Here is a 24,618-nt window from a genome sequence, read left to right as displayed (position 1 = left end):
TCAGCCGCCGAGGCTCGCCGGGAGCAGGCCATCCACGAAGGCCTCCGCATCGAACACGCGCAGGTCGGTGGCCGTTTCACCCAGGCCCACATAGCGGATCGGCAGGCCGAATTCACGGGCGAGCGCGAACATCACGCCGCCCTTGGCCGTGCCGTCGAGCTTGGTCACGACAAGGCCGGTGACACCGGCGGTATCGCGGAACTGGCGCAACTGACTGATCGCGTTCTGCCCGGTAGTGCCGTCGATCACCATCAGCACTTCGTGCGGCGCCTCGGCGTCCAGCTTCTTCATGACGCGGGCGATCTTGCCCAGTTCGTCCATGAGGCCGCCCTGGGTATGCAGGCGGCCGGCGGTATCCGCGATCAACACCTGCGTTCCGCGCGAGCGCGCGGCTTGCAGGGCATCGAAGATCACGCTGGCCGAATCGGCGTCCTGGCCTTGCGAGACCACGGGCACCTTGTTGCGCTCGCCCCAGGTCTTCAGTTGCTCGACGGCGGCGGCACGGAAGGTGTCACCCGCGGCGAGCATCACGCCGCGGCCCTCGTCGGTGTAGCGGCGCGCCAGCTTGCCGATGGTGGTGGTCTTGCCCACGCCGTTGATGCCGACGGTGAGGATCACGAAAGGCGAGGCCGTGGAGACGTCGAGTGGCTTCTCGACGGGCTTCAGCAGGGAGACCAGTTCGTTGCGCAGCGCCTTGAGCAGCTCGCCCGCATCGGCGAACTCGCGTTTGTGCATGCGCTTGCGCAGGTCCTCCACCAGGTTCGTGCTGGCTTCGACGCCGACGTCGGCGGTGATCAGCGAGGTTTCCAGCTCGTCGAGCAGGTCGTCGTCGAGCTTGGGATGACGCACGAAGAGCGAGGAGAGGCTCTTGGCGAAACCGCTTCCGGAGAGGCGCTCGCGCCAGCTGCGCCGTGCCGGTTGCGCCTCGTGCTGTTCGGCTTCGCGCGCGGCCTCGACGACGGCGGTTTCTTCCGCCTCCGGTTCGATCTCGGGAGCCTGGGGCTCCGGCGCGGCGGTCTCGGCCAGCGTCTCGGCGATGGCGGAGCCGACCTCGGCCGACGCGGGGTCGGCGATCCGGTCGACGCGCTCGTCCTCGGCCGGAGACTCGGTGGTCGCGGGTTCGGCGGGCTTCTTCTTCCAGAACTTGAGCATTGCGCGAAGGATTCAAAGACAATAGGCGAATGCTATCACCCCCGCCCTCACTGGCCGCTGAGCGATGAGCGCTCCCGGCCGCATCCGCGTCATCGGCGGAACCCTGCGCAATTCACGGATCGAAGTCCCCGACCTTCCGGGCCTGAGACCGACGTCGGAGCGCGTTCGCGAGACCTTGTTCAACTGGCTCCAACCCGTCGTGGGTGGAGCGCGTTGCCTCGATCTCTTCGCCGGCACCGGGGCGCTGGGCATCGAGGCGCTGTCGCGCGGTGCCGCGGCGGTCACCTTCGTGGAGCGCGAGCCACGCCTGGCGACCGCGTTGAAGGCGAACCTGGCGCGTTTCAAGGTATCCGGGGAGGTGGTGGGTGACGATGCCAGCCGGTGGCTGCGCGGGCCCGGACGACCGTTCGACCTCGTCCTGCTCGATCCGCCATTCGCACTGGATGCGTGGGCGGATACGGCGCGGGCGCTGGAAGAGGGTGGCTGGCTGGCGGCGCACGCGTGGATCTACGTGGAGTCGCCCCGTGGCGCCGTCTTCGCCTTGCCCGACAACTGGCTGCCGCACCGCCGGGGGCAGGCCGGGGAGGTGGCCTACGCCCTCTATCGCCGCACACCTGCCGATCCGTTAAGCTAGCCCGCGTTTTCTCTCGACCTCCATCCATGACTCCTCTGCCGGCCAATCCGCGTCTCGCCGTTTATCCCGGCACGTTCGATCCCATCACGAACGGCCACGCCGACCTCGTGTCGCGGGCGGCGCCGCTGTTCGACCGCATCGTGGTCGCCGTCGCGGAAAGCCGGAACAAGGGTCCGGGCTTCAGCCTGGGCGAGCGCATCGCGCTGGCCCGCCTGGCCCTCGCCGACCTGCCGAACGTGGAGGTGCGTGGTTTCGACTGCCTGCTCGCCCACTTCGTCACGGAGATCGGCGCGGGCGTGATCCTTCGTGGCCTGCGCGCCGTGTCGGACTTCGAATACGAATTCCAGCTCGCCAGCATGAACCGTCACCTGATTCCCCAGGCCGAGACGCTGTTCCTGACCCCGGCGGAGCAATACAGCTTCATCTCCTCCTCGCTCGTGCGTGAAATCGGTCGCCTGGGTGGCGATATTTCCGGCTTCGTGCATCCGGCGGTGCAGCAGGCCATGCGCCAGCGCTGGCGCAACTCTTGAAACCAAAGGTGATCATCATGCGTAAGTTCGTCCTCGCCGCGTCCGTGGCCCTGACCGCCGCCCTGGCCCTCTCGGCCTGCAACAAGTCCGAAGACACCGACCAGGCTGCCACGCAGCAGGAAGCCGCTGTCGCGAAGCCGACCAATGCGACCGATACCAAGGCCTGGAGCCAGTATTTCGGCCAGATCGTGCGTAAGAACATGCAGGGCATGACGGCCGACCGTCCGTTCCCGTACTTCGTGCCGGCGGGTGACGACCAGGCGGGCCAGGACGGCCGTGCGCGCCAGCTCGAGAACGTGCAGGGCACCGTCGCCCGTGGCGTCACCCCGGGCAACATGCTCGTCTTCGGTGGCCCGGAGTCGGCCAAGACCGCCGACCTGATGGTCGAGGCCTTCAAGGGTGCGAACCCGGGCTCGTTCAAGAACGTGATCGTGCTGTTCATCGGCGACCAGGCCGACCAGCAGCGCGTCGCCGACGCCGTCGGCCCGAGCGGCGCGACGTTCCGTTTCGTCGCGATGTAATCGAGCCGGGTAACCGGCTCGGACGAAGGGCGCCGCTTGCGGCGCCCTTTTTCGTGCGCCCCGTGGCAGCCGCGCCCTGATGGGAGCCGCATCCTTGTGGGAGCCTCACCCTGATGGGAACCGCACTCTTGTGGGAGCCGACTTCGTCGGCGATCCCGCGGCAGCGGGCCAGTTCGAGGCAAGCACCCATCGCCGACGAAGTCGGCTCCCACAAAGGGCTTGGGGCAAGCACCCATCGCCGACAAGGTCGGCTCCCACCAGGCACGGTTTCCGTCGAGGTCGGCTCCTATGAGGCACGGCTTCCGCTGGGGGCGGCCGGGCGGGCGCAGGTAGGGTAAAATGGGGCCATGTCCCTGCTTATCCTCGATACCTGCGTCAACTGCGACGTCTGCGAGCCCGTGTGCCCGAACAAGGCCATCTCGCTGGGCGAGCAGTACTACGTGATCGACCCGAACCTGTGCACGGAGTGCGTCGGCCACTTCGACAATCCGCAATGTGTCGAGGTATGTCCGGTCGAGTGCATCCCGCACGATCCCGACCACGTGGAAACGCGCGAGCAACTCATGCTCAAGTACGAACACCTGATGGCGAAGGCCGGCACGTAAACGCTCCACGGGTGTCATGGGTTAATCTCAGGGGTAGCGATATCCCTTTCGGAGAGAAATCCCCATGGTCCATGCTCCGTCGTGGCGCGTACTTGCCGCGAGCCTTTTCCTCGTCGTCGGTGCCGGCCAGGCTGCCGCCAAGGATGCTCCCGCTTCACGGGGCCCCGGTCAGGCCGCCATCGCCAGCGCCAACTTCCTGGCCACCAATGCCGGATTCGAAGTACTCGCCAAGGGCGGCAACGCGTTTGACGCGGCCGTCGCGGTGTCCTCCACGCTGGCCGTGGTGGAACAGCAGAGTTCCGGCATCGGCGGTGGCTTCATGGCCCTGCTTCACAAGGCGTCCGATGGGCGCAACGTGTTCATCGACGCCCGCGAAACGGCGCCCAAGGCCGTGGACATGAAGGTCTACGTCGGCAAGGACGGCAAGCCGAACCGCGACGTATCGACCAACGGCCCGTTGTCGGCTGGCATTCCGGGTGAGCCCGCGGGCCTGGCCTGGATGGCCGAGCATTACGGCAAGCTGCCCTTGTCCGCATCGCTGGCCCCGGCGATCCGGATCGCGAAGGAGGGCTTCCAGCCCGACGCGCGCTTCATCGGCACCATCGAGGACCGCAAGGACGTCCTCGCGCGCTACCCCGCATCGGCCGCGATCTACCTGCCCGACGGCAAGGTGCCCGCGCAGGGCTGGACCTTGCGCCAGCCCGACCTCGCGAAGACGCTGGAACGCCTTGCCGCCAAGGGCGCCGACGGCTTCTACAAGGGCGAGACGGCGACGTTGCTGGTTGCCGCCTCGCGCGGTGCCGGCGGCAACTGGACGGAGGCCGATCTGGAGGCGTACCGCGTGAAGGAGCGCGAGCCCCTGAGCGTCGACTACAAGGGTTACCGCATCGTCACCGCGCCGCCGCCGTCGTCGGGCGGCGTGGCGATCGCCGAGGTGCTCAACATCCTCGCCGGCTTCGACCTCGCCAAGCTCGATCTCGCCCATGCCACGCACCTGACCATCGAAGCGATGCGACGCGCCTTCCGCGACCACAACGAATACCTGGGCGATCCGGACTTCGTGAAGATGCCGCTCGACATGCTGTTGTCGAAGTACTACGCGGACGGCTTGCGCGCGACCATCTCGCCGGACAAGGCGACCCCGTCCGACTTGCTGCCGGCGGCCATGGCGGCCGATCCGGGCATGCACACCACGCATTTTTCCGTGATCGACGCCGACGGCAACATGGTGGCGTCCACGCTCACCGTGAACCTGGAATTCGGTTCGGGCTTCGTCGCCAAGGGTACGGGCGTGGTGCTCAACGACGAGATGGACGACTTCGCCCTGGTGCCGGGCCAACCCAACGCCTTCGGCCTTCGCGGCGCACTGGCCAACGCCCCCGAACCGGGCAAGCGTATGCTTTCCTCGATGACACCCAGTTTCGTCTTCGGCGCCGATCGCACGGCGGTGATCGGTTCACCGGGTGGTTCGACCATCATCACGCAGGTCCTCGAAGGCATCCTCGCCTTCATCGACGGCAAGAGCGCCTCCCAGATCACGGCTCAGAAACGCTATCACCACCAGTACCTGCCCGATCGCGTGGACGTGGAAGCGGGTGCGTTCGACGAGGCCACGGCCAAGACGCTCACGGACATGGGCCACGTATTGAAGACCCGGTCGCCGTGGGGTTTCATGAACGTGGTCACCTGGGATCACCGGACCAACGCGCTGGATGCCGCCACCGATCCACGCCGTCCTTCGGGCCTGGGCAAGGTAGGTGCAGTAAAGTCCGTCCCATGAAGCTCTGGTCACTGATCGGCAATTCGCAAAAGCTCGACGGCGGCGCCATGTTCGGCAACGCGCCGCGCGCCATGTGGGCGCGCTGGATCGAACCTGACGAACAGAACCGCATTCCGCTGGCATGTCGTTGCCTGCTCGTCACCGGGTTGGATGGCCGCAACGTGCTCTTCGAGACGGGCATCGGCGCGTTCTTCGAGCCCGCGATGCGCGAGCGCTACGGCGTGGTGGAGGAGCGGCACGTGCTGCTCGATTCGCTCGCCGAGGCGGGGCTGGGCCATGAAGACATCGACGCGGTGGTGCTCTCGCACCTGCATTTCGATCATGCCGGTGGCTTGCTCGCTCCATGGGCGGAAGGTGAGCCGGCACGGCTGCTGTTCCCGAACGCGCGCTTCCTCGTCGGGGCGGCGCATTGGGAACGCGCCCGGAACCCGCATCCACGCGATCGCGCCTCCTTCATTCCCGACATCGTCCGGCTGCTGGAAGAGAGCGGCCGGCTGGAACTGGTGGAAGAGGGCAAGCCATCGTCGCTGGGCGACGCCGTGCGCTTCGAATTCTCCGAAGGACACACGCCCGGGCTGATGCTCGCCGAAGTGGGTGGCGTGGTGTTCTGCGCCGACCTCATTCCCGGACGCGCCTGGGTGCACGTGCCGGTGACGATGGGATACGACCGCTGGCCGGAGAAGCTCATCGACGAGAAAAAGTCCTTCCTGGACGACAAGATCGCGCGTGGCGTGAAGCTGTTCTTCACGCACGATCACGATTGCGCGCTGGCGAAGGTGGAGAAAGACGACAAGGGCCGCTACACGGCGGCCGATACGCTTGGGCGACTGGCTGGGCTCGATGTCTAGGCGAGCAGGGGATGGGGGCAGGATGTCATCGAACTACAGGATGAACCAGACGGGGATGGCCTTGGGAACCCGGCTCGCCGGTGCCGTGCTGTTGCTGGCCGGCCTGGGCCTCGTCGCCTGGAACGAACGCCGCGTGATGGACTACGCCGCCGCGCTGGCGCGGCATGGCTCGCCGGTGCTCGACCTCGGCGCCGCGGGACGACCCACGTCCGGGCAATACGGTGCGCTCACCCGGGTCAGCGGCATGCCATTGATCGTCGAGGCGCCGCGCGACCCGGAATTCGACGTCCGCGCGGAATCGCCGATCCTCATCCGCCACGTGGAGATGTTCCAGTGGCGCGAGATCACCGTGGGCGGCGCCTCCCACTATGAGCTCGATTGGGTGGACCGCCCCATCGACGCCACGAATTTCGCCAAGCCGGCGGGCCACGTGAATCCGGGTGCCTTTCCGATCCAGGGCAGGCAATTCGAAGCCGGCGAGGTGAAGCTGGGTAACTTCAAGCTGTCCGAGACGATCCTGCGCGCGTTCCCGGGACGCGTGGCCGTTCCGCCGGACGAGAAGAAACTTCCGCCGAACCTGGCCGCCACCTTCCAGCGCGCCGGCGACGCGCTGGTCACGAGCGCCAAGCCAGCCAATCCTCGCCTCGGTGACCTGCGCATCAGCTGGGAAGCGGTGCCTTTGCAACCGATGACCGTGCTGGCACGCATCGACGGCGACACGCTGGTGCCGGCGGCGAGCCGCGATGGCGACAATGGCTTCGACGTCCAGGTGGGCGAACGCAGCCTGCTCGACGTACTGCCCGCGCTGCCCGAACCGCCGGACGCCGTCATGCTCGCGCGTGCGGGTTCGTTCGTGCTGGCGATACTCGGGTCGCTGCTGCTCGCCTGCACCAGCCGTCTACGTAACGACGTGCTGTTCGCCATCGGCATCGGCGCGGTGGTGGTATCCGCCGTCGCCGGCGTCATGTGGCTGACCGGCGACGCGATGACGGCCAGCGTATGGTTGCTGGTGGCCGTGCTGGGCGCGGGGCTTGCGATCTGGCGGGTTCAGGCCTCGGCTTCGACGGCCGCCGTGCCATCGGCGAAGGAGTAGACGTGGTCGGCCCAGTTCGCCGCCTCCACGTACATCGCCGCCATCGTGTGCACGTGCTGCTCGCGCAAAGCCGTGTCGCTTTCCAGTTCGCCCTGTTCCCAATGGCGGATCTGGTCGAGGATCGGAGCGAACGGTCCGGTTCCTTCCAGCAAGGCTTCGCGGATCTCGATCGCCAGCGGCAGGTGCTCGAGCACATAGGCCATGGACACGTTCATGAGCGTGTCCAGCAGTGAGAACAAGCCGGCGGTGAAGGCCATTTCCTGCAGTTCAGGCTTGATGGCGCGGGCGAGCTTCTCGCACATGTGCGCGCGGATCAGGGCAAGGCGGAGCAATTCCGGCGGACGCTCGTCCATGCCCGATACGGCCATGGTGAAGATCCAGTTGCGCATGCGGTTGACGCCGAAGAACACCGCCGCCTGTTCCACCGACTTCAACTGGCGGGGCAGGGCGAAGTAGGCGGAGTTCACGCAGCCCAGCAGCTTGTAGCTGAGGATGGCGTCGTCGCGGATGATCTTGCCGAGTTCGACCGGGCCGTTCTCCGGGTCTTGCAGCGCGCCCATGAGGCGCAGGACGCCGAGCTTGCTCGGACTCAGGCGCGGCATGTCGACGCGCTCCGGGCGGAGCAGGTACTTGCCCTGGAAACCGTCGACGTCCTGGTCGGCGTAGTCGACGAAGGTTTCGTGCGTATCGACGCCGGTGACGATCACCTTCACGCCGAACGCGTGCACGTAATCCATGTGCGCGCGGGCGGCCACGGGGTGACGATGATCCACCGCCACCTTCGCGAACTGCACGATGCGCAGCAAGGCATCGACGCCGGCCCGGTGTTCCGGATCGGCGGGCAGGTTGAAATCCTCGAGCATGAAGAGGCAACCGTGGCCCTTCAGTTCGCGCAGCTTCACCAGGAGCTGTTCGTCGGTGCCGACGTCGGCACTGATGCTGGCGCCGAGCCGGGCGTTGTGGCGCAGGAGGTCGGCGTGCTGCAACAGCAGGTCGCGCGACATGTGCAGGAACGCGCGATTGTCGCGAACGAGGCGCTTCAGGCTGCCGTCGGCGATCGCGCTGAGCGTCGCCTGCGTATGGGCGAGCGAGGCGGCATCGATATCGCTGCCGATCGGCCGGGGAAAGAGCAGTTCATAAGCGAACAGGGACTGCTTCTTGTCCAGGATGGGCACGCGGACGATGGGGAGGATACCGTCGTCGTTCACCGCTGCCGGCTGGGGATGTGCTGCCATTGCTTCCTTCTTGCGCCGTCTGGGTGAGACTTGAGTATCGCTGCTTCGTTTCGGTCAAACCTGTGCAAGGGTCGCGGAACGAAGATTCACTTTCGCCACGCCGTTGCGGCCGTAGGTCGAGCCGCCTGGCGATTCGCCCGAGATCAGGGCGAGGGCCTGGCGGACGTGGCCCATTCGCTGGGCGACGATGCGTCCATTCACTTCATTGAGCTGCCGGCATTCGCCCAGGCGCTCGAGGGTGTGCAGCCAACGCGGATCGAGGAGGCTGTCGATGCCGGCCGCGTCGCCCAACTGGCGACGCTCCACGTCGAGTTTCTCGATCCGGTCGAGCAGCTTGCCTTTCGCCCGGCCGGCGGCTTCCAGCGCCTGCGGGTCCGCCTGGCCAAGGGCCATGCGCTCTTCGACCAGACTGGCATGCAGGGCGTCGACCTCACGGGCGAGGTCGCCCATGACCGCGACGAGCGCGGCATCGAAGTCGGGGCCGAGCGGGCCGGTCATGCCTTGCTACCGCCCATCTGGCCTTCCAGCGCGAGGAACTTGCTGGCGATGGCCTGGGCATCCGGTTTGTAGGTGCCATCGGCGAGTCGGGCGCGGATCTCGTCCACGCGCTTGGTATCGATGTCGTCGCCGCGGCTCGCGGCGTCGAGCGCCTTGGCCGAATCCGTGATCTTGACGCTGTCGTCGCTCGGGCGCACCGAACCGGTGCCCTGGGTCGAACCGGCGGAGCCGGCGGCCGGGTTCTGGGTGCGGAGCTGCACCTGGGGCTGCGGGGCCTGGAGGCCGGGTTTGATGGTCGTCGTCATGGATGTATCCCTCGGATCATTTTTCCGTCAGACCTTTATCGGCGGCCGGCGGGCGAACTTTAGCCGGCCCCGGGCCGTGAAGTGTGACCTGGTTCGGATTTCGTTCACGGCAGGACCGCGACGGTGCCGGGGCCGCTCACGATCGCGTCGAGCACCTTGCCCGACGAGGCGTTGCGGACCTTGAGACGCGCACCGGTATCGCCGGCACCCATGGCCACGCCTTCGGCGTGGATCGTCACGCCGTCGACACTGGCTTCCATGCTCACGGCGTCGCCGATGCGCACGGCCTGGCGGCCGGCGAGCATGCCGGGGGTGAGCACCGTGCCCGCGCCGAGCGGCCGGGCCAGCGAACGGCCACCGATCTGGTCGAGGTCGGCCACGTAGCCATACGCGAGCGTGGCGATGTCGCGTTCTTCGGCATGGACGTCGCCCGCGCCGATGCCGTCACCGCGGGCGAGCGGCCTGCTGGTGACCAGCACGTTGGTGAGCATTTTCACCCGCACGGGCACGCGCACCGTCCAGCCGCCCGGCACGGGGCAGTGGACCGTCACGCTGACCCGTGCCCCGAGCGGGCGATTGCCGGGCAACGACGCGTCCAGCGGGGCGGCGCAATCGGCGAGGCGCAGCCGGCTGTCGAGGGTACTGGCCTCGGCGGTCATGCGGGCGCCCGGCAGGTTGCGATGCTGTTGCAGCCAGTCGACGGCGGTGTCGCGTATCGCGTCCAGCGACTGGCCCGCTTCCACGGACGGGGGAACGGCGAGCATCGCGGCGAAGGCGAGGCCGATGGCGAGAACGCGATGGATCACGCGGCGCGTTCCGCCAGCGAGGTGGAAAGACCTTGCGCGATGGCATCCAACTCCTTCACGAGGCCCGGCAGCATGTGCCCGGCATCGGCGTGGCGGCCTTCGCCCAGGGTGATGGCGTACTGCGAGGCGAGGATGGAGAAACGCTCGCCGGCGGCGCGGATGGCATCGGCGGAGTCGTCGGGCCGGCGCGCGCGGAACTGGTCGATGCAACGCATCATCGGGGTGGTGTCGAGCCAGCGGCGGTCGAGGCTGGACGGGTCGCGCGACGCGAGTTCGAGGGCATAGCGCAAGCCCTGGCTGGCTTCGCGAATCATCTGGCTGAGGCTGGCGGCATCGAGGTTGCCCTCGGTTTCCAGCTTCGCGAGGCTCAGGCGATGGGCGAGGACGGCGGCGCGCGCGGCCGCGTCGGCCTGGCGCCGTGCGTCGTTGCCGATACGGCTGAGCGTGCCTTGCGTGGCCTGGATCGCGGCGATGCGGCCCTGCAACGCACCCATGCCTTCGCGTGCGGCCTCGAGGCTGCCGCGCGCCCCACGCACGGCGTCGTCGACGCGTCCGAGCGAGGCCTGCATGCCGGCGATACCGGACTGCGACTGGTCCAGGCGGCGCAGGCTCGTCTGCACGGCCTCGTCGAGATGTCCGGAGAATTCGCCCACCGCCTGGGTGACCTGATCGATCTCGGCGGTCGCCTGCGTGGTCTTTTCCGCCAGTTGCTTCACTTCGTCGGCCACCACCGCGAAGCCACGGCCGGCTTCACCGGCACGGGCCGCCTCGATGGCGGCGTTCAACGCCACGAGATTGGTCTGGTGGGCGATGTCCTGCACCGCGGCCGTGAGCTTGCGGATGGCGGTGAAATAATCGGCGAACTGGGCGTGGTTGCGGCTCATCCCCGACAAGGCGCTGCGCAGCAGGCGCAGTTGGCCGTCGAGTTCGGCCGACGTGGTTTGTCCCTGGCTGCCGGCATCGGCCATCCCGGCGACGCCGGCATGGGCCTGGTCGATCGCCGTCGAAATCCTGGCGCTGGCTTCCGTCAATCGACCGGCGGTATCGCGCGCGCCTTCGACGGCGGTGCCGAGTTCCTGCAGGGTCGTGCCGAGCGCCTGGGCATTGGTCAACACCATGCCCTGTTGCTCGATGGCCTGGATGGTCGTCGCCGCCGCGGTACGTGGCTCGGCGGGCTTGAGCAAGGCACCCAGCGCGCTCGCGGCTGCCGGATACTGGGCGGCGAGCGCCCGCACGCGCGCGGTGTCGCCCGTGGCGGCGGCGTGGGCTAGGAGGCGGACGTGCTGGCTCCAGAGGAGGGTCATGATTTCGCTTTCGCTTTGTTCGGGTGGTCGCCTCACTACATCGGTAGGAAGGCCGGCTTCTTGAGCCAAGCAATCGTCATGCCATGAGGCGCACCTCAAGCTCGCCCGTCCCCGGCCGATACGTTCCGCGACATCTTCCATAGACGCATGCGCAGCCCATGGCCCGACCGCTCCTCGATACCGTGGAAACCTTCACCCGCCTCGCGGGCCATAACCGCGTGGCGATGCTGCTGTTCCGGCTGGGCGATGGCCAGGCCTTCGGCATCAACGTGTTCAAGGTGCGCGAGGTACTGCGCCGGCCGCGGCTGGAGCGTATGCCCAGCATGCACGAGCTCGTCGCGGGCAGCTTCGACTACCGCGGCAGCACGATTCCAGTGGTCGACCTGGCCGCGGCCATGGGCTATCCGCCGCTTGCCACGGAGGACGGGGCGCACTTGATCGTGACCGAGTTCAACCGGTCGGTGCAGGGTTTCCTGGTCTCCGACGTGGACCGTATCGTCCATGTGGACGGCGGCAACCTGGTGGCGCCGCCCCCCGCGCTGGGCTATGGCCCGCGCGTGAACGCGGTAACCCGGTTGGACGGCAACCTGATGGCGGTGGTCGATGTCGAGCAGGTGCTGGCCAGCGTCGATCCACGCGTGGCGGAACTGTCCGAACGCGTGCAGCAGGCGGCCCAGGTCCAGCAGGCGTCGAATCGCCGGGTGCTCGTGGTCGACGACTCCCTCGTCGCCCGGACGCAACTGGTCGACCTCTTCCGCAAGATGGACCTGGAGTGCGTGGTGGCCAAGGACGGCAGCGAAGGGCTCGACATGCTACGCAGCCTGGCGATGGGACCGGCCGCAGAGCGGATCGCCCTGGTGGTGTCCGACATCGAGATGCCAGCGATGGACGGGTATGCGCTCACCCGCGCCATCCGCGAGGACGCCCAGCTGCGTCACCTCAAGGTCTTGCTGCACAGCTCCCTGAGTGGCGTCTTCAACGAGGCGATGGTGGAACGGGTCGGCGCCGACCGCTTCATCGCGAAGTTCCAGCCCGACGTGCTGGCCACCGCCGTGCTCGAGTTGCTGCCGGCCTGATAGCCGCCGCCACCCTGTCAGCGATGTGACGCAGGCGGGCGCCGGAATTCCGTCACGGTAGCGGGTGGACATGGTCCCCCGTCCCTGAAAACGGCGCCACGACGCCGTTTCACCCGTGCCGCCCTCGCGTGGCACGCGAATTGCTCAACCCCTCGGGCCAAGGTCACGAGAGGGCAGAGCCCATGATCGACAAACCCGATGCGCTGTTCGGCGTTCACGCCCAGGCCCTTGGCCTGTGGCAGAGCCGTGCCGAGGTGATTTCCTCGAACCTCGCCAATGCCGATACGCCCGGCTTTCTCGCCCGCGATCTCGATTTCCGCAAGGTCATGACCGCCGCCACCGGCGCCGTGGATGGCAATACGTTGCCGATGACCGCGACCGAGGCCGGCCATATCGGGGGCAACCCGGCCGCGGCGCTCGCCGATGCCCAGAAGCTCGCCTATCGCGCCGAGACCCAGCCGACGATGGACGGCAACACCGTCGATACCCAGGTCGAGCAGGCGCAGTTCGCCGCCAACGCCATCCATTACCAGGCGTCGCTCGGCTTCATCAATGCGCAGATCCACACCATGCGCCTCGCCATCACAGGGTCCAGCTCATGAGCCTGCTCAAGATCTTCGATGTCGCCGGTTCCGGCATGGCCGCGCAGTCGGCGCGCCTCAACACCACGGCCAGCAACATGGCCAACGCCGACAGCCTCGCGAGCAGCGAAGCCGGTGCCTACCGCGCGAAGCAGCCCTTGTTCTCTGCGGTGCAGCGCCAGGTGAACGGGCAGATGGAGAACGAGGGCGTGCGCACGCTCGGCGTCACCGAAAGCCAGGCGCCCGTGCAGTCGCGCTTCGAGCCGTCCAACCCGCTCGCCGATGCCAATGGCTACGTGTATTCGAGCAACGTCAACCCGGTCGACGAGCTGGTCAACATGATCTCCGCGTCGCGCTCCTACCAGAACAACGTCGAAGTCATGAACAGCGCCAAGCAGCTCATGCAGAAGACGCTCGACCTCGGCAAGTAAGGATTCCCATGGCAGTCGATACCGTCAACGGCAGCTCAACCTCCACCGCCCAGTCGTCCTCCGGCCAGCTTCAACAGCAGACGCTGAGCCAGTCGGATTTCCTGAAGCTGATGGTCACCCAGATGACCAACCAGGACCCGACCAAGCCCATGGACTCCACCCAGATGGTGGCCCAGATGGCGCAGTTCTCGCAGGTGGCCGCCACCCAGGAACTGCAGCAGTCGTTCGACTCGCTGGCCACCAACCTCAGCGGCGACCAGTTCGTGCGCGCCGCGGCGCTGGTGGGCCAGGAAGTGCTGGTGCCGTCCACGGCGGGCAAGCTCACCGATGGCACGTTCGGCGGTGCCGTCAACGTCGGTACGTCGGGTACCTACGTGAACGTGCAGGTCAAGGATTCGGCCGGGAACACCGTCCGCACGATTTCGTTGGGCCAGCCCGATGCCGGCCTCGTCCCCTTCACGTGGGACGGCAAGTCCGACGACGGCACGCAGCTGGACGACGGCGTCTACAAGATATCCGCTACTTCCGGCGGAACCGCGATCGATACCTTCGTTCGCGGCAAGGTGGAAGGCGTCGGCGCCTCGGGCACCGACGGAACCTACGTGCAGGTGGCCGGCTACGGCGGTGCCCTGCTCAGCCAGATCGCACAAATCCTGTAATTCCAGCGAGGAAACCCACCATGCCATTCGACATCGCCCTCAGCGGCATCAACGCGGCGTCTTCCGACCTGGAAGTCACCGCCAACAACATCGCCAACGTGAACACGGTCGGCTTCAAGGGCTCGCGCGCCGAGTTCTCGCAGGTCTATTCCGTGGCCGGCGAGAACCTCTCGGCCACGGCCGCCGGCAGCGGCGTGCGCCTGACCAACATCGCCCAGCAGTTCGGCGACGGCAACGTCACCCAGACCGGCAACTCCTACGATTTCGCCCTCAGTGGCGCGGGCTTCTTCACGCTTCGTGACGGCGCGGGTTATTCGTACTCGCGCGCGGGCAACTTTCACCCGGACGAGAACGGCAACATCATCAACGGCACGGGCCAGTTCGTGCAGGCCTATCCGCCGACCGCCACGGGCGGTTTCGACATCAGCAGCCTCGCCGACCTGAAGATCACCAACGGCTCCAGCCCGGCCAAGGCCAGCGCCGGCATCGGCATCACGGCGAACCTGCCGTCCAACGCCACGGCGCCGACCGGCGGCGCGTTCGATCCGACGGACGACAAGACCTACAACAACCTGTCGACTTTCCAGGCGTATGACTCGCTCGGCGCCTCGCACACGGTCAACCTGTACTACGTGAAGGACGCGACCGCCGCGAACACGTGGAACGTGAGCATGACGGTGGACGGCACGCAGGTCGGCACGCCGCAGCAGGTGGCGTTCAATTCGGGCGGTGCGCTGGTGCCGACCAACGGCGGCAAGCTGAACTTCGGCGCGGTGTCGCCGAACCCGGGTGCCGCGCCGATGGACCTGACCATCGACATGAACAAGGTCACCCAGTTCGGCAACACCTTCGCCACCACGGCGGTGCTCAACGACGGTTACGCCGCCGGCACGTTCTCCAAGATCGACGTGGCGAAGGACGGTACCGTCTCGGCCATCTATTCCAATGGCGTCTCCACGCCGCTGGGCCAGCTGGCGATCGCCACCTTCGCGAACAACCAGGGCCTGCGCCAGCTCAACGACACCAACTGGGTGCCGTCGTCGGAATCGGGCCAGCCGATCCGTGGCGTCGCCAACTCCGGCGATGTCGGCACCATCCAGGCCGGTTCGCTCGAGTCGTCCAACACCGCCGACCTGACCGCCCAGCTGGTCAACATGATCAAGGCGCAGCGCAACTACCAGGCGAACGCGCAGGTCATCTCGACCGACGACAAGCTGACCCAGACCATCATCAACATCCGCAACTAAGCGCGCCCGCGCCCGACGGCTCCCGAGGATTCCGCCATGGACCGCTCCGTATATGTCGCGATGACCGGCGCCACGCAGATCATGCGTGCGCAGGCCGAGGTGGCACACAACCTCGCCAATGCCAACACTGCCGGGTTCAAGGCGGAGTTGTCGGCGTTCCAGAGCCTGCCGGTGCAGGGCGATGGTTTGCAGACGCGTATCAATGGCGTGGCACAAGGCACCGGTTGGGACATGACCGCGGGCAACCAGATGCAGACCGGCAACGATCTCGACATCTCGGTGCAGGGCGATGGCTGGATCGCGGTGCAGACCCCGGACGGCACGGAAGGCTACACCCGTGCCGGAAACCTGCGCATCGACGCCGACGGTTTGTTGACGGACATGCGCGGCAACGCGGTGCTTGGCGGCGGTGGCCCGATCACGATCCCGCAGGCATCCAGTGTGAAGATCGGCTCCGACGGCACGATCTCGGTCGTGCCGCTCGGCGAAACCCCGGCCACCGTCGCCACCACCGACCGGATCAAGCTGGTCAACCCGGGCAACGACCAGCTGGCGTATGGCAGCGATGGCCTCATGCACATGAAGGACGGTACCCAGGCGCCTGCCGACGCCAACGTGCGCGTCGATGCCGGCGCCTTGGAATCGAGCAACGTCAATCCTTCCGACGTGCTGGTGAAGATGATCTCGCTGTCCCGCGAATTCGAAATGCAGGTCCGTTCGATCAAGACCGCCGACGACAACGCCCAGTCGGCATCGAAATTGCTACAGGTGGGGTAACCACCGCCGGGCGACGCAAAACCGTCGCCGGCACGTAAAGCGCCCGCGCGCAGGAGTCAACGATGTTCACGTCCCTCTGGATCGCCAAGACCGGCCTCGATGCGCAGCAGACGCGCATGGATGTCGTATCGAACAACCTGGCCAACACCAACACGACCGCGTTCAAGCGCTCGCGTGCCGAGTTCGAGGACCTGTCCTACCAGAACCGCGGCCAGGCCGGTGCGCAGACGACCGAACAGACGCAGTCCCCCACCGGCTTCATGCTCGGTACGGGCGTGCGCGTGGTCGGCACGCAGAAGATGTTCGAGCAGGGTGGCGTGCAGCAGTCCGACAATCCGCTGGACATGCGCATCGAGGGCCGTGGCTTCCTGCAGGTGACCCTGCCCGACGGCACCGTCGGCTATACGCGCGACGGCGGCCTCAAGCAGGACCAGGACGGCCAGATCGTCACCAACGACGGCTACCCGCTCGAACCCGCGATCACCATTCCCGCCAACGCGAAGACCATCAGCATCGGCACCGACGGCACGGTCAGCGTGACGACCGCCGCCAGTGCGGCTTCACAGCAGATCGGCACGATCCAGCTCGCCGACTTCGTCAACCCGGCGGGCCTCGAACCGCGCGGCGACAACCTCTACCTGGAAACGGCGGCCAGTGGCGCGCCGCAGACCGGTACCGCGGGCCTCAACGGCCTGGGCACCATCGAACAGAACTCCCTGGAAACCTCGAACGTCAACGTGGTCGAGGAAATGGTGAACATGATCGAGACGCAGCGCGCCTACGAGATGAACTCGAAGGCGATTTCCGCGGCGGACCAGATGCTGCAGTTCATCTCCAACAAGACCTGAGAAACGTCATGAACCGTTCCCTCGTCCGCCTTCTCGTCGCCGCGCTGCCGTTCGCAGCACTCGGTGGCTGCGCCATCGTCCCGCCCACGCCCAAGCCGATGTACACGGCGACGCTTCCCGTCGAACCGGCTGCGCAGCCGCAGGCCACCGGCTCCATCTACGCCGACCAGCAGTCGATGGAACTGTTCGCCGACCCGCGCGCGCATCGCATCGGCGACATCCTGACCATCACCCTGGTCGAGTCCACGCAGGCCAGCAAGAAGGCCGCGACCAGCACGAACAAGAAGAACGGCAACACCCTCTCGTCGCCGACCCTGCTCGGCCAGGGCCTGCGGATCGGTGGGAAGACCGCCGACAGTTCCCTGTCCAGCAGCAACGCGTTCGCCGGCGACGGCTCCAGCGAGCAGAGCAACCAGCTCACCGGCGAGATCACCGTCACGGTGGCGCAGCGCCTGTCCAACGGCGCACTGGTGGTCCGCGGCGAGAAGTGGCTGACGATCAACCAGGGCGAGGAACTGGTGCGCATCTCCGGCATCGTCCGTCCGCAGGACATCGGCAACGACAATATCGTCGCGTCCAGCCGCGTCGCCGACGCGCGCATCGAGTACGTGGGCAAGGGCACGCTGGCCGATGCGAACACGCGCGGCTGGTTGTCACGCTTCTTCGATTCGAAGTGGATGCCATTCTGATGAAGACCACGCAGCGCCTCCGCATGCTCGTTCGCAGCGCCGCCGCCGTGCTGGCCCTGGGCATCGTCGTGCCCGTGCAGGCCGATCGCATCCGCGACCTGGTTCAGGTGGGCGGCGTGCGCAGCAACCAGTTGATCGGCTACGGGCTCGTCGTCGGCCTCGATGGCAGTGGCGACCAGACCAGCCAGGCGCCGTTCACGACGCAGAGCCTGGAGAACATGCTTCAGCAGTTCGGCGTCAACGTGCCGTCCAACGTCCGTCCGCAGCTGAAAAACGCCGCGGCGGTGACGATCACGGCCGAACTGCCGCCATTCGCCAAGCCCGGCCAGCGCATCGACGTGACGGTGGCTTCGATCGGCAATGCCAAGAGCATCCGTGGTGGCGAACTGCTGATGTCACCGCTGAAGGGCGCCGACGGGCAGGTGTATGCGATCGCCCAGGGCAGTGTCGTCGTCGGCGGTGTCAGCGCCCAGGGCAAGAGCGGTTCCAGCGTGCAGGTGAATATCTCCGCCAGCGGCCGTATCCCCGGTGGCGCCAGTATCGAGCGCAGCGTCGCCTCGTCCTTCGACAAGGGCGGCGACCTCATGCTCAACCTCAACACGGCCGACTTCACGACGGCTTCCCGCATCGCCCAGGCGGTGAACCAGAGCTTCGGCGCAGGTACGGCCAACGCCATCGACTCCGCGTCGGTCGCCGTGCGCGCGCCGCTGGACCCCTCGCAGCGCGTGTCGTGGCTGTCCACCATCCAGGCCCTGGAAGTCACCCCGGGCGACGCACCGGCCCGCATCATCGTGAACTCGCGTACGGGCACGGTCGTGATCGGTTCCGACGTGAAGGTGGGCGCGGCCGCGGTGGCGCATGGTTCGATCCAGGTCACCATCAGCGAGCAACCGCAGGTCAGCCAGCCCGGCGCGTTCAGCCGCGGCCAGACCGCCGTGGTGCCCAGCAGCCAGGTCGCCGTGAGCGAGGAAGGCGGCCACATGTTCAAGTTCGGCCCGGGTACCAGCCTGGACGCCATCGTGCGTGCCGTGAATCAGGTGGGTGCGTCGCCGAGCGACCTCATTTCGATCCTGCAGGCGCTGAAGCAGTCCGGCGCGCTGCACGCGGAACTGGTGGTGATCTGACATGGCCGCCGCCGTCGACACCCAGAGGCTCGGCACCTACACGGACATGTCCGCGTTCGCCGGATTGCGGTCGGCTGCGCAAAAGGACTCCAAGGCGGCCCTGCCGACCGTCGCGAAACAGTTCGAGTCCATCTTCACCCAGATGATGCTGAAGTCCATGCGCGACGCCAGCGCCGCGATGGGCGACGACATCATGGGCTCGCAGGCGGCCGACGCCTATCGGGACATGTTCGATCACCAGTTGTCGCTCACGCTGTCGCAGGGCAAGGGAATCGGCATCGCCGACATGCTTATCCGCCAGTTGGGCGGCAGTACGTCGAAGGCCGGTTCGCCGGACGACCTGTTCGCCGGTGTCACCGGCGACGCCAGCACCGCCGCCGCCGTCTCGTCGCCGTCCGACCAGGACAGCGGCCTCATGGACTCGCTGGAGCGGATGCTCGGCCGCGCCGGAAAAGCCGTGGGCGATGGCGCGAACGCGGTGGCGGGCGCGGTCGGCAAACTGTCCATTTCCGGTCCGGAAGACTTCGTGCAGAAGCTTGCGCCGCATGCCATCGAGGCGGCGAAGAAGCTCGGTGTGTCCGTGCGCGCGCTGCTGGCACAAGCCGCCCTGGAAACAGGCTGGGGCAAGCATCTGCCGGCACAGGGCGGCACCACCAGTTTCAACATGTTCGGCATCAAGGCGGGCAGCAGCTGGGATGGCAAGCGCGTGAACGTGCCGACGCTCGAGTACGAAGACGGCGTCGCCGTGCGCCGGAAAGACAGTTTTCGCGCCTACGACTCGCCGTCCGACTCGTTCGAGGATTATGCCGACCTGGTCGCCAACAGTCCTCGCTATGCGGGTGCCGTGGGACGGGGCGACGACGTGGCCGGCTTCGCGCATGCCCTCGTCAAGGGCGGTTACGCCACCGACCCCAGCTATGCGCAGAAGCTCACCGATATCGCCAACGGTCCGGTGATGAAGCAGGCGCTCGCCGCGCTGAAGCACATCGCCGCGGACCTGTAAGACACGGGCCCATGAAAGATCACAAGGAATAACGATGGCCGACTTGCTCTCCACCGGCGTCTCCGGGCTGCTTGCATCGCAAGTCGGCCTGTCCACCGTCGGCCACAACATCAGCAACGTCAACACGGCCGGGTATACGCGGCAGACGACGTCGTTCAACGCGCGCGCGCCGCAGTACAACGGCGGGTATTACGTGGGCCAGGGTGCCGACGCGGTCAGCGTCCAGCGCGCCTACAGCCAGTTCCTCACCCAGTCGGTGTGGTCGGCGAACTCCGGCCAGAGCCGCGCCACGCAATACGCCAGCCTGACCGCCTCGGTGAACAACGCGGTCAGCGGCTCGGCCAATCTGCAGACCGCGCTCGACGGCTTCTTCGGCGCCGTGAGCGACCTGGCCAACGCACCGGTCGACACCGCGAGCCGCCAGGCCTTGATCGGCAAGGCGAGCACCCTCGTCTCCACGTTCCGCTCGCTGTCGTCGCAGTTCCAGCAGATCGACCAGCAGACCAACCAGGAAATCAGCAACTCCGTCGACAGCATCAACAGCCTGGCGCGGAGCATCGCCGACCTCAACGGACAGATCCAGAAAGCCTATGCGGGTGGCGCCGCGCCCAACGACCTGCTCGACGCGCGTGACCAGGCGATCTCGCAGCTGTCGCAAGTGGTGGGGGTGAACGTCACCCAGGGCAGCGACCACATGGTCACGGTATCGGTCGGCAACGGGCAACCCCTGGTCAATGGCACCGATGCCACCAAGCTGAGCACCGCCGCCAATCCCTACGATTCCTCGCGCATGGAAGTGGTGGGACCGGGCGGCTCCGTCATCAGTGGCCAGCTCGGTTCCGGTTCGCTCGGGGCGACTTTCGATTTCCGCACCAACGTGCTCGATCCGGCGCGCAACCAGCTCGGCCGGTCGGCCATCGCCCTCACTGACGCGTTCAACAAGCAGCATGCGCAGGGTATCGACCTCAACGGCGACGCGGGTGGGGATTTCTTCACCATCGGCGATCCTGCGGTGTTCAACAACACAGGCAATACGGGCAACGCCCAGGTCACGGCGACCGTGACCGACGTGGGCAAGCTCGGCAGCGCCGACTACATCATGCGTTACAACGGAACCGGCTGGTCGGTGACGACGTCGGCCGGCGTCACCGTGCCGTCGACGGGCACGGGCGCCGCGGGAGACCCCATCCTCATCGACGGGCTGGCGATCTCGGTGCCGAGTGGCACGCCCCAGGCCGGCGACAGCTTCCAGATCCAGCCGACGCGCAATGCCGCCTCCACCATGAGCGTGGCGGTCAGCGACACCAACAAGATCGCCGCATCGGGTCCCTTGGCCGCGACCAAGGCCTCCGGCAACACCGGCAAGGCCATCCTGGGCGCCCTCACGGTCACCAATGTCGCCGATCCGGCGTTCAGCACTCCGGCCAACATCGTCTTCACCTCGCCGACCACGTACACCATCAATGGTGGCGCACCGCAAACTTATGCGGACGGCGACACGATCACCGGCAACGGGTGGACGCTCAAGCTTTCCGGTGTGCCGGCCGCTAACGATACGTTCACCGTGAAGCCGGCGGGTTCGGCCAGCGGTGACAACGGCAATGCGCTTGCGCTCGCGAACGTCGCCAACAAGGGCGTCCTCGACAACGGCGTCACCACGGTAGGCAAGTCCTATAGCCAGCTGATCGCCCAGGTGGGCACGGCGGGCGCGCAGGCGAACACCGCGCTCGACGCCCAGCAGAGCATCCTCGACCAGGCGATGGCATCGCAGCAGAGCCTTTCCGGAGTGAACATGGACGAAGAAGCGGCCAACCTCCTGCGGTTCCAGCAGGCGTATGCGGCATCCGCGCAGGTGATCAACGCGGCGAACACCATCTTCGATTCCCTTATGACCGCCGTGCGGGGCTGACGACCATGCGTATTTCCACTTCCTGGGGCCAGCAGCAAGCCGTCGACTCGATGCTCGACAGGCAGTACCAGATGTCGCAGACCCAGCTTTCGCTGGGCAACGGCAAGGCGATCCAGACCCCCGCGGACAACCCCGCGGCCGCCGCGCGCGCCGTCGACACCAATTCCGCCAGCGCTCAGAACGACCAGTACACACGCAATATCCAGTCGGCCACCACGCGCCTGTCCGTCGAAGAGCAGTCGCTTTCGTCGGCGGGCGACATCCTCGACCGTATCCGTTCGCTCACGCTGGAAGGCATGAACGGCACGCAGACGGACGAATCGAGGCAATCGATCGCGACGGAGTTGCGGCAGACGCTGCAACAACTGGTCGCGCTGGGCAACACGAAGGACGGGCAGGGCGAATACATCTTCGCGGGCAACCGTACCACCACCCAGCCCTTCACCATCGACGGCCTGAGCGTGAACTATGGCGGCGACCAGGGCCAGCGCATGGTCGCCGCGGCGGCGGGCTTGCAGGTCGCGACCGGCGACAACGGCGCCGACGTCTTCATGTCGATCCGCGGCGGCAACGGGACCTTCGTCACCAGCGCGGGTGCCACCAATACCGGCACGGCCGTGGTGGGTGCCACCTCGGTCACCGATGCGAGCGCATGGGACGGCGGCAGCTACAGCATCACCTTCACCTCGGCCACCGACTACGAGATCCGCGACGTCAACGACCCGACCAATACGGTCATCTCCACGGGGACGTACACGGGCGACACCGGCACCATCGCCTTCAAGGGCGCGCAACTCAATGTCACGGGCAACCCGGCCACGGGCGACACCTTCGCCGTGGGCCCCTCGTCGTCGCAGGACGTCTTCTCCTCGGTGGCCGGCATCATCAACGCCTTCGAGGCACCGGGTGGCGGCGCGGCGATGAACAACCAGATCAACGCGCAGTTGCAGAACCTGGACCAGGCCGCGACCAGCTTCCTCGACACGCGCACGAAGATCGGCGCGCGCATGAACACGCTCGACCAGCAGACCCAGATCGGCGCGGACGTGAAGTTGCAATACGCCGACACGCTGTCCAGCTTGCAGGACCTCGACTACGCCAGCGCCATCAGCAAGTTCACCCAGCAGCAATCCGCCCTGGACGCCGCGCAGCAGTCGTACGTGAAGATGCAGAACCTGAGCTTGTTCAACTACCTCAAATAAGAAACGCGTCGATCCTCTTGCAGTGCATTGGAGGCGGCCGCGAGGCCGCCTTTTTTCTTGCAATGAGGCCTAAACCCCGGGCCGGACGTGCCGATAAGGAACCCTGACAGCGGCCGGCGAGGCGTCATTGACGGGTGCTGATCAAGAAAGTGGTTGACAGGTAGAAAAAGTTCTCAAGTTTCTTCCCGGCGTGCCGTAAACCTCTCTGAGGCGGAAGGCTTCCCTAACGGAACCCCGCCGGACTACGCCGCACAACCTCCGGCATTTCGGTTCCGCTTACAAAGGATCAATCCCATGGCTCTGACCATCAACACCAACATCATGTCGCTGAATGCTCAGCGTAACCTGAGCACCTCGCAGACGAAGCTGTCCTCGGCCATCGAGCGCCTGTCTTCCGGTATGCGCATCAACAGCGCGAAGGACGACGCCGCCGGCCTCGCCATCTCCACCCGCTTCACCACGCAGATCAACGGCCTGAACCGCGCCGTGCAGAACGCCAACGACGGTATCTCGCTGTCGCAGACGACCGAATCGGCGCTGGACGAAGTCACGAACAACCTGCAGCGCATCCGCGAACTGGCCGTCCAGTCGACCAACGCCTCGAACTCGGACAGCGACCGCGCCGCGCTCGACGCCGAAGTCCAGCAGCGCTTGGCGGAAGTCACCCGTATCGCCACGCAGACCAACTTCAACGGCATGAAGGTCCTCGACGGTTCGGCCAACTCGCTGAGCTTCCAGGTCGGTGCCAACGTCGGTGAAGTGATCACCGTCGGCCTGAACCAGGGCATGAAGGCCAACCAGGTCGGCCAGCTGGCCTCCGGTTCCGCCTCGCTGGCGTTCACGGCCACCGCCGCCTCGGGCGCCGTCACCACGGCCGGCCAGGCCCTGGCCACCGCCGATTTCTCGACAGTCCCCGCAAACTTCACCGTCAACGGCACCGCGGTCAGCCTGACCACGGACCTGACGGACGCCGCTGGCGTCGCTGCCGAAATCAACACGCAGCTGGGCGCCGGCGCCACGGCCACGGCTTCGGTCAACGCCACGACGGGCCGCATCGAGTTCACCAGCACGGCCACGGGCAACACCGCGACGGCTCCGGTCATTGCCGGCGCCAATGCGTCGATCTTCGGCACCACCTCCACGACCGCTGGCGTCAGCATCGGCGATAAGACCCCGGTCACGCTCGCCGCCGGCGCCGTCACCCTGCAGGTCGGTGACAACGCCTCGTTCGACCTCGCCGGCACGTACAACTCGGCGCAGGACCTGGCCGACGCGATCAACGCCAAGTCGGGCCAGGGCATCAACGCCTACGTCGGTTCCGACGGCGCGGTGAAGTTCGCTTCGGCGAAGGCGATCACGGTGGGTGGCACGGCTCCGGCCGACGCTGGCCTGACGGCCGGTACGCTGGCGGTCTCCACGACCGACACCCTGGCCAACTCCTCGGTCAAGACGGTCGACGGCGCCAACCAGACGATCAACCGCATCGACGCGGCGCTGCAGTCGGTCTCGGACCTCCGCTCGGACCTCGGTGCGGTGCAGAACCGCTTCGAGTCGACGATCTCCAACCTGCAGAACATCTCGCAGAACCTGACCTCGTCGAAGTCCGCCATCACGGACGCCGACTTCGCCCAGGAAACGGCGAACATGTCCTCGGCCCAGATCCTGCAGCAGGCCGGCGTGTCGGTCCTCGCCCAGGCGAACCAGGCCCAGCAGATCGTCTCCAAGCTGCTCCAGTAACAGGCGTCACACCGCCAAATCCGG

At 66.7% G+C, this 24,618-nt stretch carries 26 protein-coding genes; 20 read left to right on the top strand and 6 right to left on the bottom strand.

Annotated features, from left to right (window positions below):
- On the bottom strand, positions 1-1,152 hold the full coding sequence (ftsY, locus tag AB6730_RS03045; RefSeq protein ID WP_371022182.1) for a signal recognition particle-docking protein FtsY: 1,152 nt from the start codon (positions 1,150-1,152) through the stop codon (positions 1-3).
- A 64-nt stretch (positions 1,153-1,216) separates the two neighbouring features.
- Between ftsY and rsmD the strand changes: the two genes are divergently transcribed.
- The 7 genes from rsmD (at position 1,217) to AB6730_RS03010 (ending at position 7,163) form a co-directional block, all read left to right on the top strand.
- On the top strand, positions 1,217-1,786 hold the full coding sequence (rsmD, locus tag AB6730_RS03040; RefSeq protein WP_371022181.1) for a 16S rRNA (guanine(966)-N(2))-methyltransferase RsmD: 570 nt from the start codon (positions 1,217-1,219) through the stop codon (positions 1,784-1,786).
- Positions 1,787-1,812: 26 nt separating this feature from the next.
- The gene (coaD, locus tag AB6730_RS03035) at positions 1,813-2,316 is read left to right on the top strand and encodes a pantetheine-phosphate adenylyltransferase (protein ID WP_306851747.1); all 504 of its coding nucleotides are present in this window, start codon (positions 1,813-1,815) and stop codon (positions 2,314-2,316) included.
- A gap of 17 nt (positions 2,317-2,333) precedes the next feature.
- Entirely contained in the window at positions 2,334-2,837 is a 504-nt protein-coding gene (locus AB6730_RS03030) for a hypothetical protein (protein WP_371022180.1), read from the top strand.
- A 347-nt stretch (positions 2,838-3,184) separates the two neighbouring features.
- Positions 3,185-3,442: a YfhL family 4Fe-4S dicluster ferredoxin gene (locus tag AB6730_RS03025; protein WP_306851743.1), complete on the top strand. Its 258-nt coding sequence runs from the start codon at positions 3,185-3,187 to the stop codon at positions 3,440-3,442.
- A 64-nt stretch (positions 3,443-3,506) separates the two neighbouring features.
- On the top strand, positions 3,507-5,222 hold the full coding sequence (ggt, locus tag AB6730_RS03020) for a gamma-glutamyltransferase (protein ID WP_371022179.1): 1,716 nt from the start codon (positions 3,507-3,509) through the stop codon (positions 5,220-5,222).
- A complete protein-coding gene (locus AB6730_RS03015) occupies positions 5,219-6,070 on the top strand; it encodes an MBL fold metallo-hydrolase (RefSeq protein WP_371022178.1) in 852 nt (283 codons plus the stop codon). The genes ggt and AB6730_RS03015 overlap by 4 nt, the downstream gene beginning before the upstream one ends.
- Positions 6,071-6,092: 22 nt before the next feature.
- Positions 6,093-7,163 (top strand): TMEM43 family protein, encoded by a 1,071-nt coding sequence (locus AB6730_RS03010; protein ID WP_371022177.1) that lies wholly within the window; start codon positions 6,093-6,095, stop codon positions 7,161-7,163.
- Here AB6730_RS03010 and AB6730_RS03005 read toward each other — a convergent pair.
- The 5 genes from AB6730_RS03005 to AB6730_RS02985 all read right to left on the bottom strand — a co-directional run bounded on the left by AB6730_RS03005 (position 7,118) and on the right by AB6730_RS02985 (position 11,311).
- Complete coding sequence (locus AB6730_RS03005) at positions 7,118-8,398, bottom strand: EAL and HDOD domain-containing protein (protein WP_371022176.1); 1,281 nt, start codon at positions 8,396-8,398, stop codon at positions 7,118-7,120. The genes AB6730_RS03010 and AB6730_RS03005 overlap by 46 nt on opposite strands.
- A 54-nt stretch (positions 8,399-8,452) precedes the next feature.
- On the bottom strand, positions 8,453-8,896 hold the full coding sequence (locus AB6730_RS03000; RefSeq protein WP_371022175.1) for a flagella synthesis protein FlgN: 444 nt from the start codon (positions 8,894-8,896) through the stop codon (positions 8,453-8,455).
- Positions 8,893-9,201, bottom strand: coding sequence for a flagellar biosynthesis anti-sigma factor FlgM (flgM, locus tag AB6730_RS02995; RefSeq protein ID WP_371022174.1), 309 nt, complete (start codon positions 9,199-9,201; stop codon positions 8,893-8,895). Before flgM ends, AB6730_RS03000 begins: the two co-directional genes overlap by 4 nt.
- 104 nt (positions 9,202-9,305) lie before the next feature.
- Positions 9,306-10,007: a flagellar basal body P-ring formation chaperone FlgA gene (flgA, locus tag AB6730_RS02990; RefSeq protein ID WP_371022173.1), complete on the bottom strand. Its 702-nt coding sequence runs from the start codon at positions 10,005-10,007 to the stop codon at positions 9,306-9,308.
- Positions 10,004-11,311 (bottom strand): methyl-accepting chemotaxis protein, encoded by a 1,308-nt coding sequence (locus AB6730_RS02985; RefSeq protein WP_371022172.1) that lies wholly within the window; start codon positions 11,309-11,311, stop codon positions 10,004-10,006. The genes flgA and AB6730_RS02985 overlap by 4 nt, the downstream gene beginning before the upstream one ends.
- A gap of 158 nt (positions 11,312-11,469) precedes the next feature.
- Between AB6730_RS02985 and AB6730_RS02980 the strand changes: the two genes are divergently transcribed.
- From AB6730_RS02980 to AB6730_RS02920, 13 genes are all read left to right on the top strand, one after another.
- Complete coding sequence (locus AB6730_RS02980; protein ID WP_371022171.1) at positions 11,470-12,387, top strand: chemotaxis protein; 918 nt, start codon at positions 11,470-11,472, stop codon at positions 12,385-12,387.
- A gap of 182 nt (positions 12,388-12,569) precedes the next feature.
- Complete coding sequence (gene flgB, locus AB6730_RS02975; protein ID WP_371022170.1) at positions 12,570-12,989, top strand: flagellar basal body rod protein FlgB; 420 nt, start codon at positions 12,570-12,572, stop codon at positions 12,987-12,989.
- Positions 12,986-13,399: a flagellar basal body rod protein FlgC gene (gene flgC, locus AB6730_RS02970; protein ID WP_306851719.1), complete on the top strand. Its 414-nt coding sequence runs from the start codon at positions 12,986-12,988 to the stop codon at positions 13,397-13,399. Before flgB ends, flgC begins: the two co-directional genes overlap by 4 nt.
- Positions 13,400-13,407: 8 nt before the next feature.
- Complete coding sequence (locus AB6730_RS02965) at positions 13,408-14,058, top strand: flagellar hook assembly protein FlgD (RefSeq protein ID WP_371022169.1); 651 nt, start codon at positions 13,408-13,410, stop codon at positions 14,056-14,058.
- Between the two features lie 20 nt (positions 14,059-14,078).
- Complete coding sequence (gene flgE / locus AB6730_RS02960) at positions 14,079-15,305, top strand: flagellar hook protein FlgE (protein WP_371022168.1); 1,227 nt, start codon at positions 14,079-14,081, stop codon at positions 15,303-15,305.
- A 36-nt stretch (positions 15,306-15,341) separates the two neighbouring features.
- On the top strand, positions 15,342-16,082 hold the full coding sequence (gene flgF / locus AB6730_RS02955) for a flagellar basal-body rod protein FlgF (RefSeq protein WP_371022167.1): 741 nt from the start codon (positions 15,342-15,344) through the stop codon (positions 16,080-16,082).
- A gap of 62 nt (positions 16,083-16,144) precedes the next feature.
- A complete protein-coding gene (gene flgG, locus AB6730_RS02950; RefSeq protein ID WP_371022166.1) occupies positions 16,145-16,930 on the top strand; it encodes a flagellar basal-body rod protein FlgG in 786 nt (261 codons plus the stop codon).
- An 8-nt stretch (positions 16,931-16,938) separates the two neighbouring features.
- A complete protein-coding gene (gene flgH, locus AB6730_RS02945; protein WP_371022165.1) occupies positions 16,939-17,619 on the top strand; it encodes a flagellar basal body L-ring protein FlgH in 681 nt (226 codons plus the stop codon).
- Positions 17,620-17,642: 23 nt separating this feature from the next.
- Positions 17,643-18,743 carry a flagellar basal body P-ring protein FlgI gene (locus AB6730_RS02940; protein ID WP_371022265.1) on the top strand — a complete coding sequence of 367 codons (1,101 nt, stop codon included), beginning with the start codon at positions 17,643-17,645 and terminating at the stop codon, positions 18,741-18,743.
- 1 nt (position 18,744) lies between these two features.
- Entirely contained in the window at positions 18,745-19,746 is a 1,002-nt protein-coding gene (flgJ, locus tag AB6730_RS02935; protein ID WP_371022164.1) for a flagellar assembly peptidoglycan hydrolase FlgJ, read from the top strand.
- A gap of 34 nt (positions 19,747-19,780) precedes the next feature.
- A complete protein-coding gene (gene flgK / locus AB6730_RS02930; RefSeq protein WP_371022163.1) occupies positions 19,781-21,655 on the top strand; it encodes a flagellar hook-associated protein FlgK in 1,875 nt (624 codons plus the stop codon).
- Positions 21,656-21,660: 5 nt separating this feature from the next.
- Entirely contained in the window at positions 21,661-22,857 is a 1,197-nt protein-coding gene (gene flgL, locus AB6730_RS02925; protein ID WP_371022162.1) for a flagellar hook-associated protein FlgL, read from the top strand.
- A 294-nt stretch (positions 22,858-23,151) separates the two neighbouring features.
- Positions 23,152-24,594 (top strand): flagellin, encoded by a 1,443-nt coding sequence (locus AB6730_RS02920; protein WP_371022161.1) that lies wholly within the window; start codon positions 23,152-23,154, stop codon positions 24,592-24,594.
- Positions 24,595-24,618 lie beyond the last annotated feature (24 nt).

This window comes from Luteibacter sp. RCC_6_2 (genome assembly GCF_041360655.1).
Lineage (GTDB): Bacteria > Pseudomonadota > Gammaproteobacteria > Xanthomonadales > Rhodanobacteraceae > Luteibacter.
This window is presented reverse-complemented; position numbering and strand designations above follow the sequence as displayed.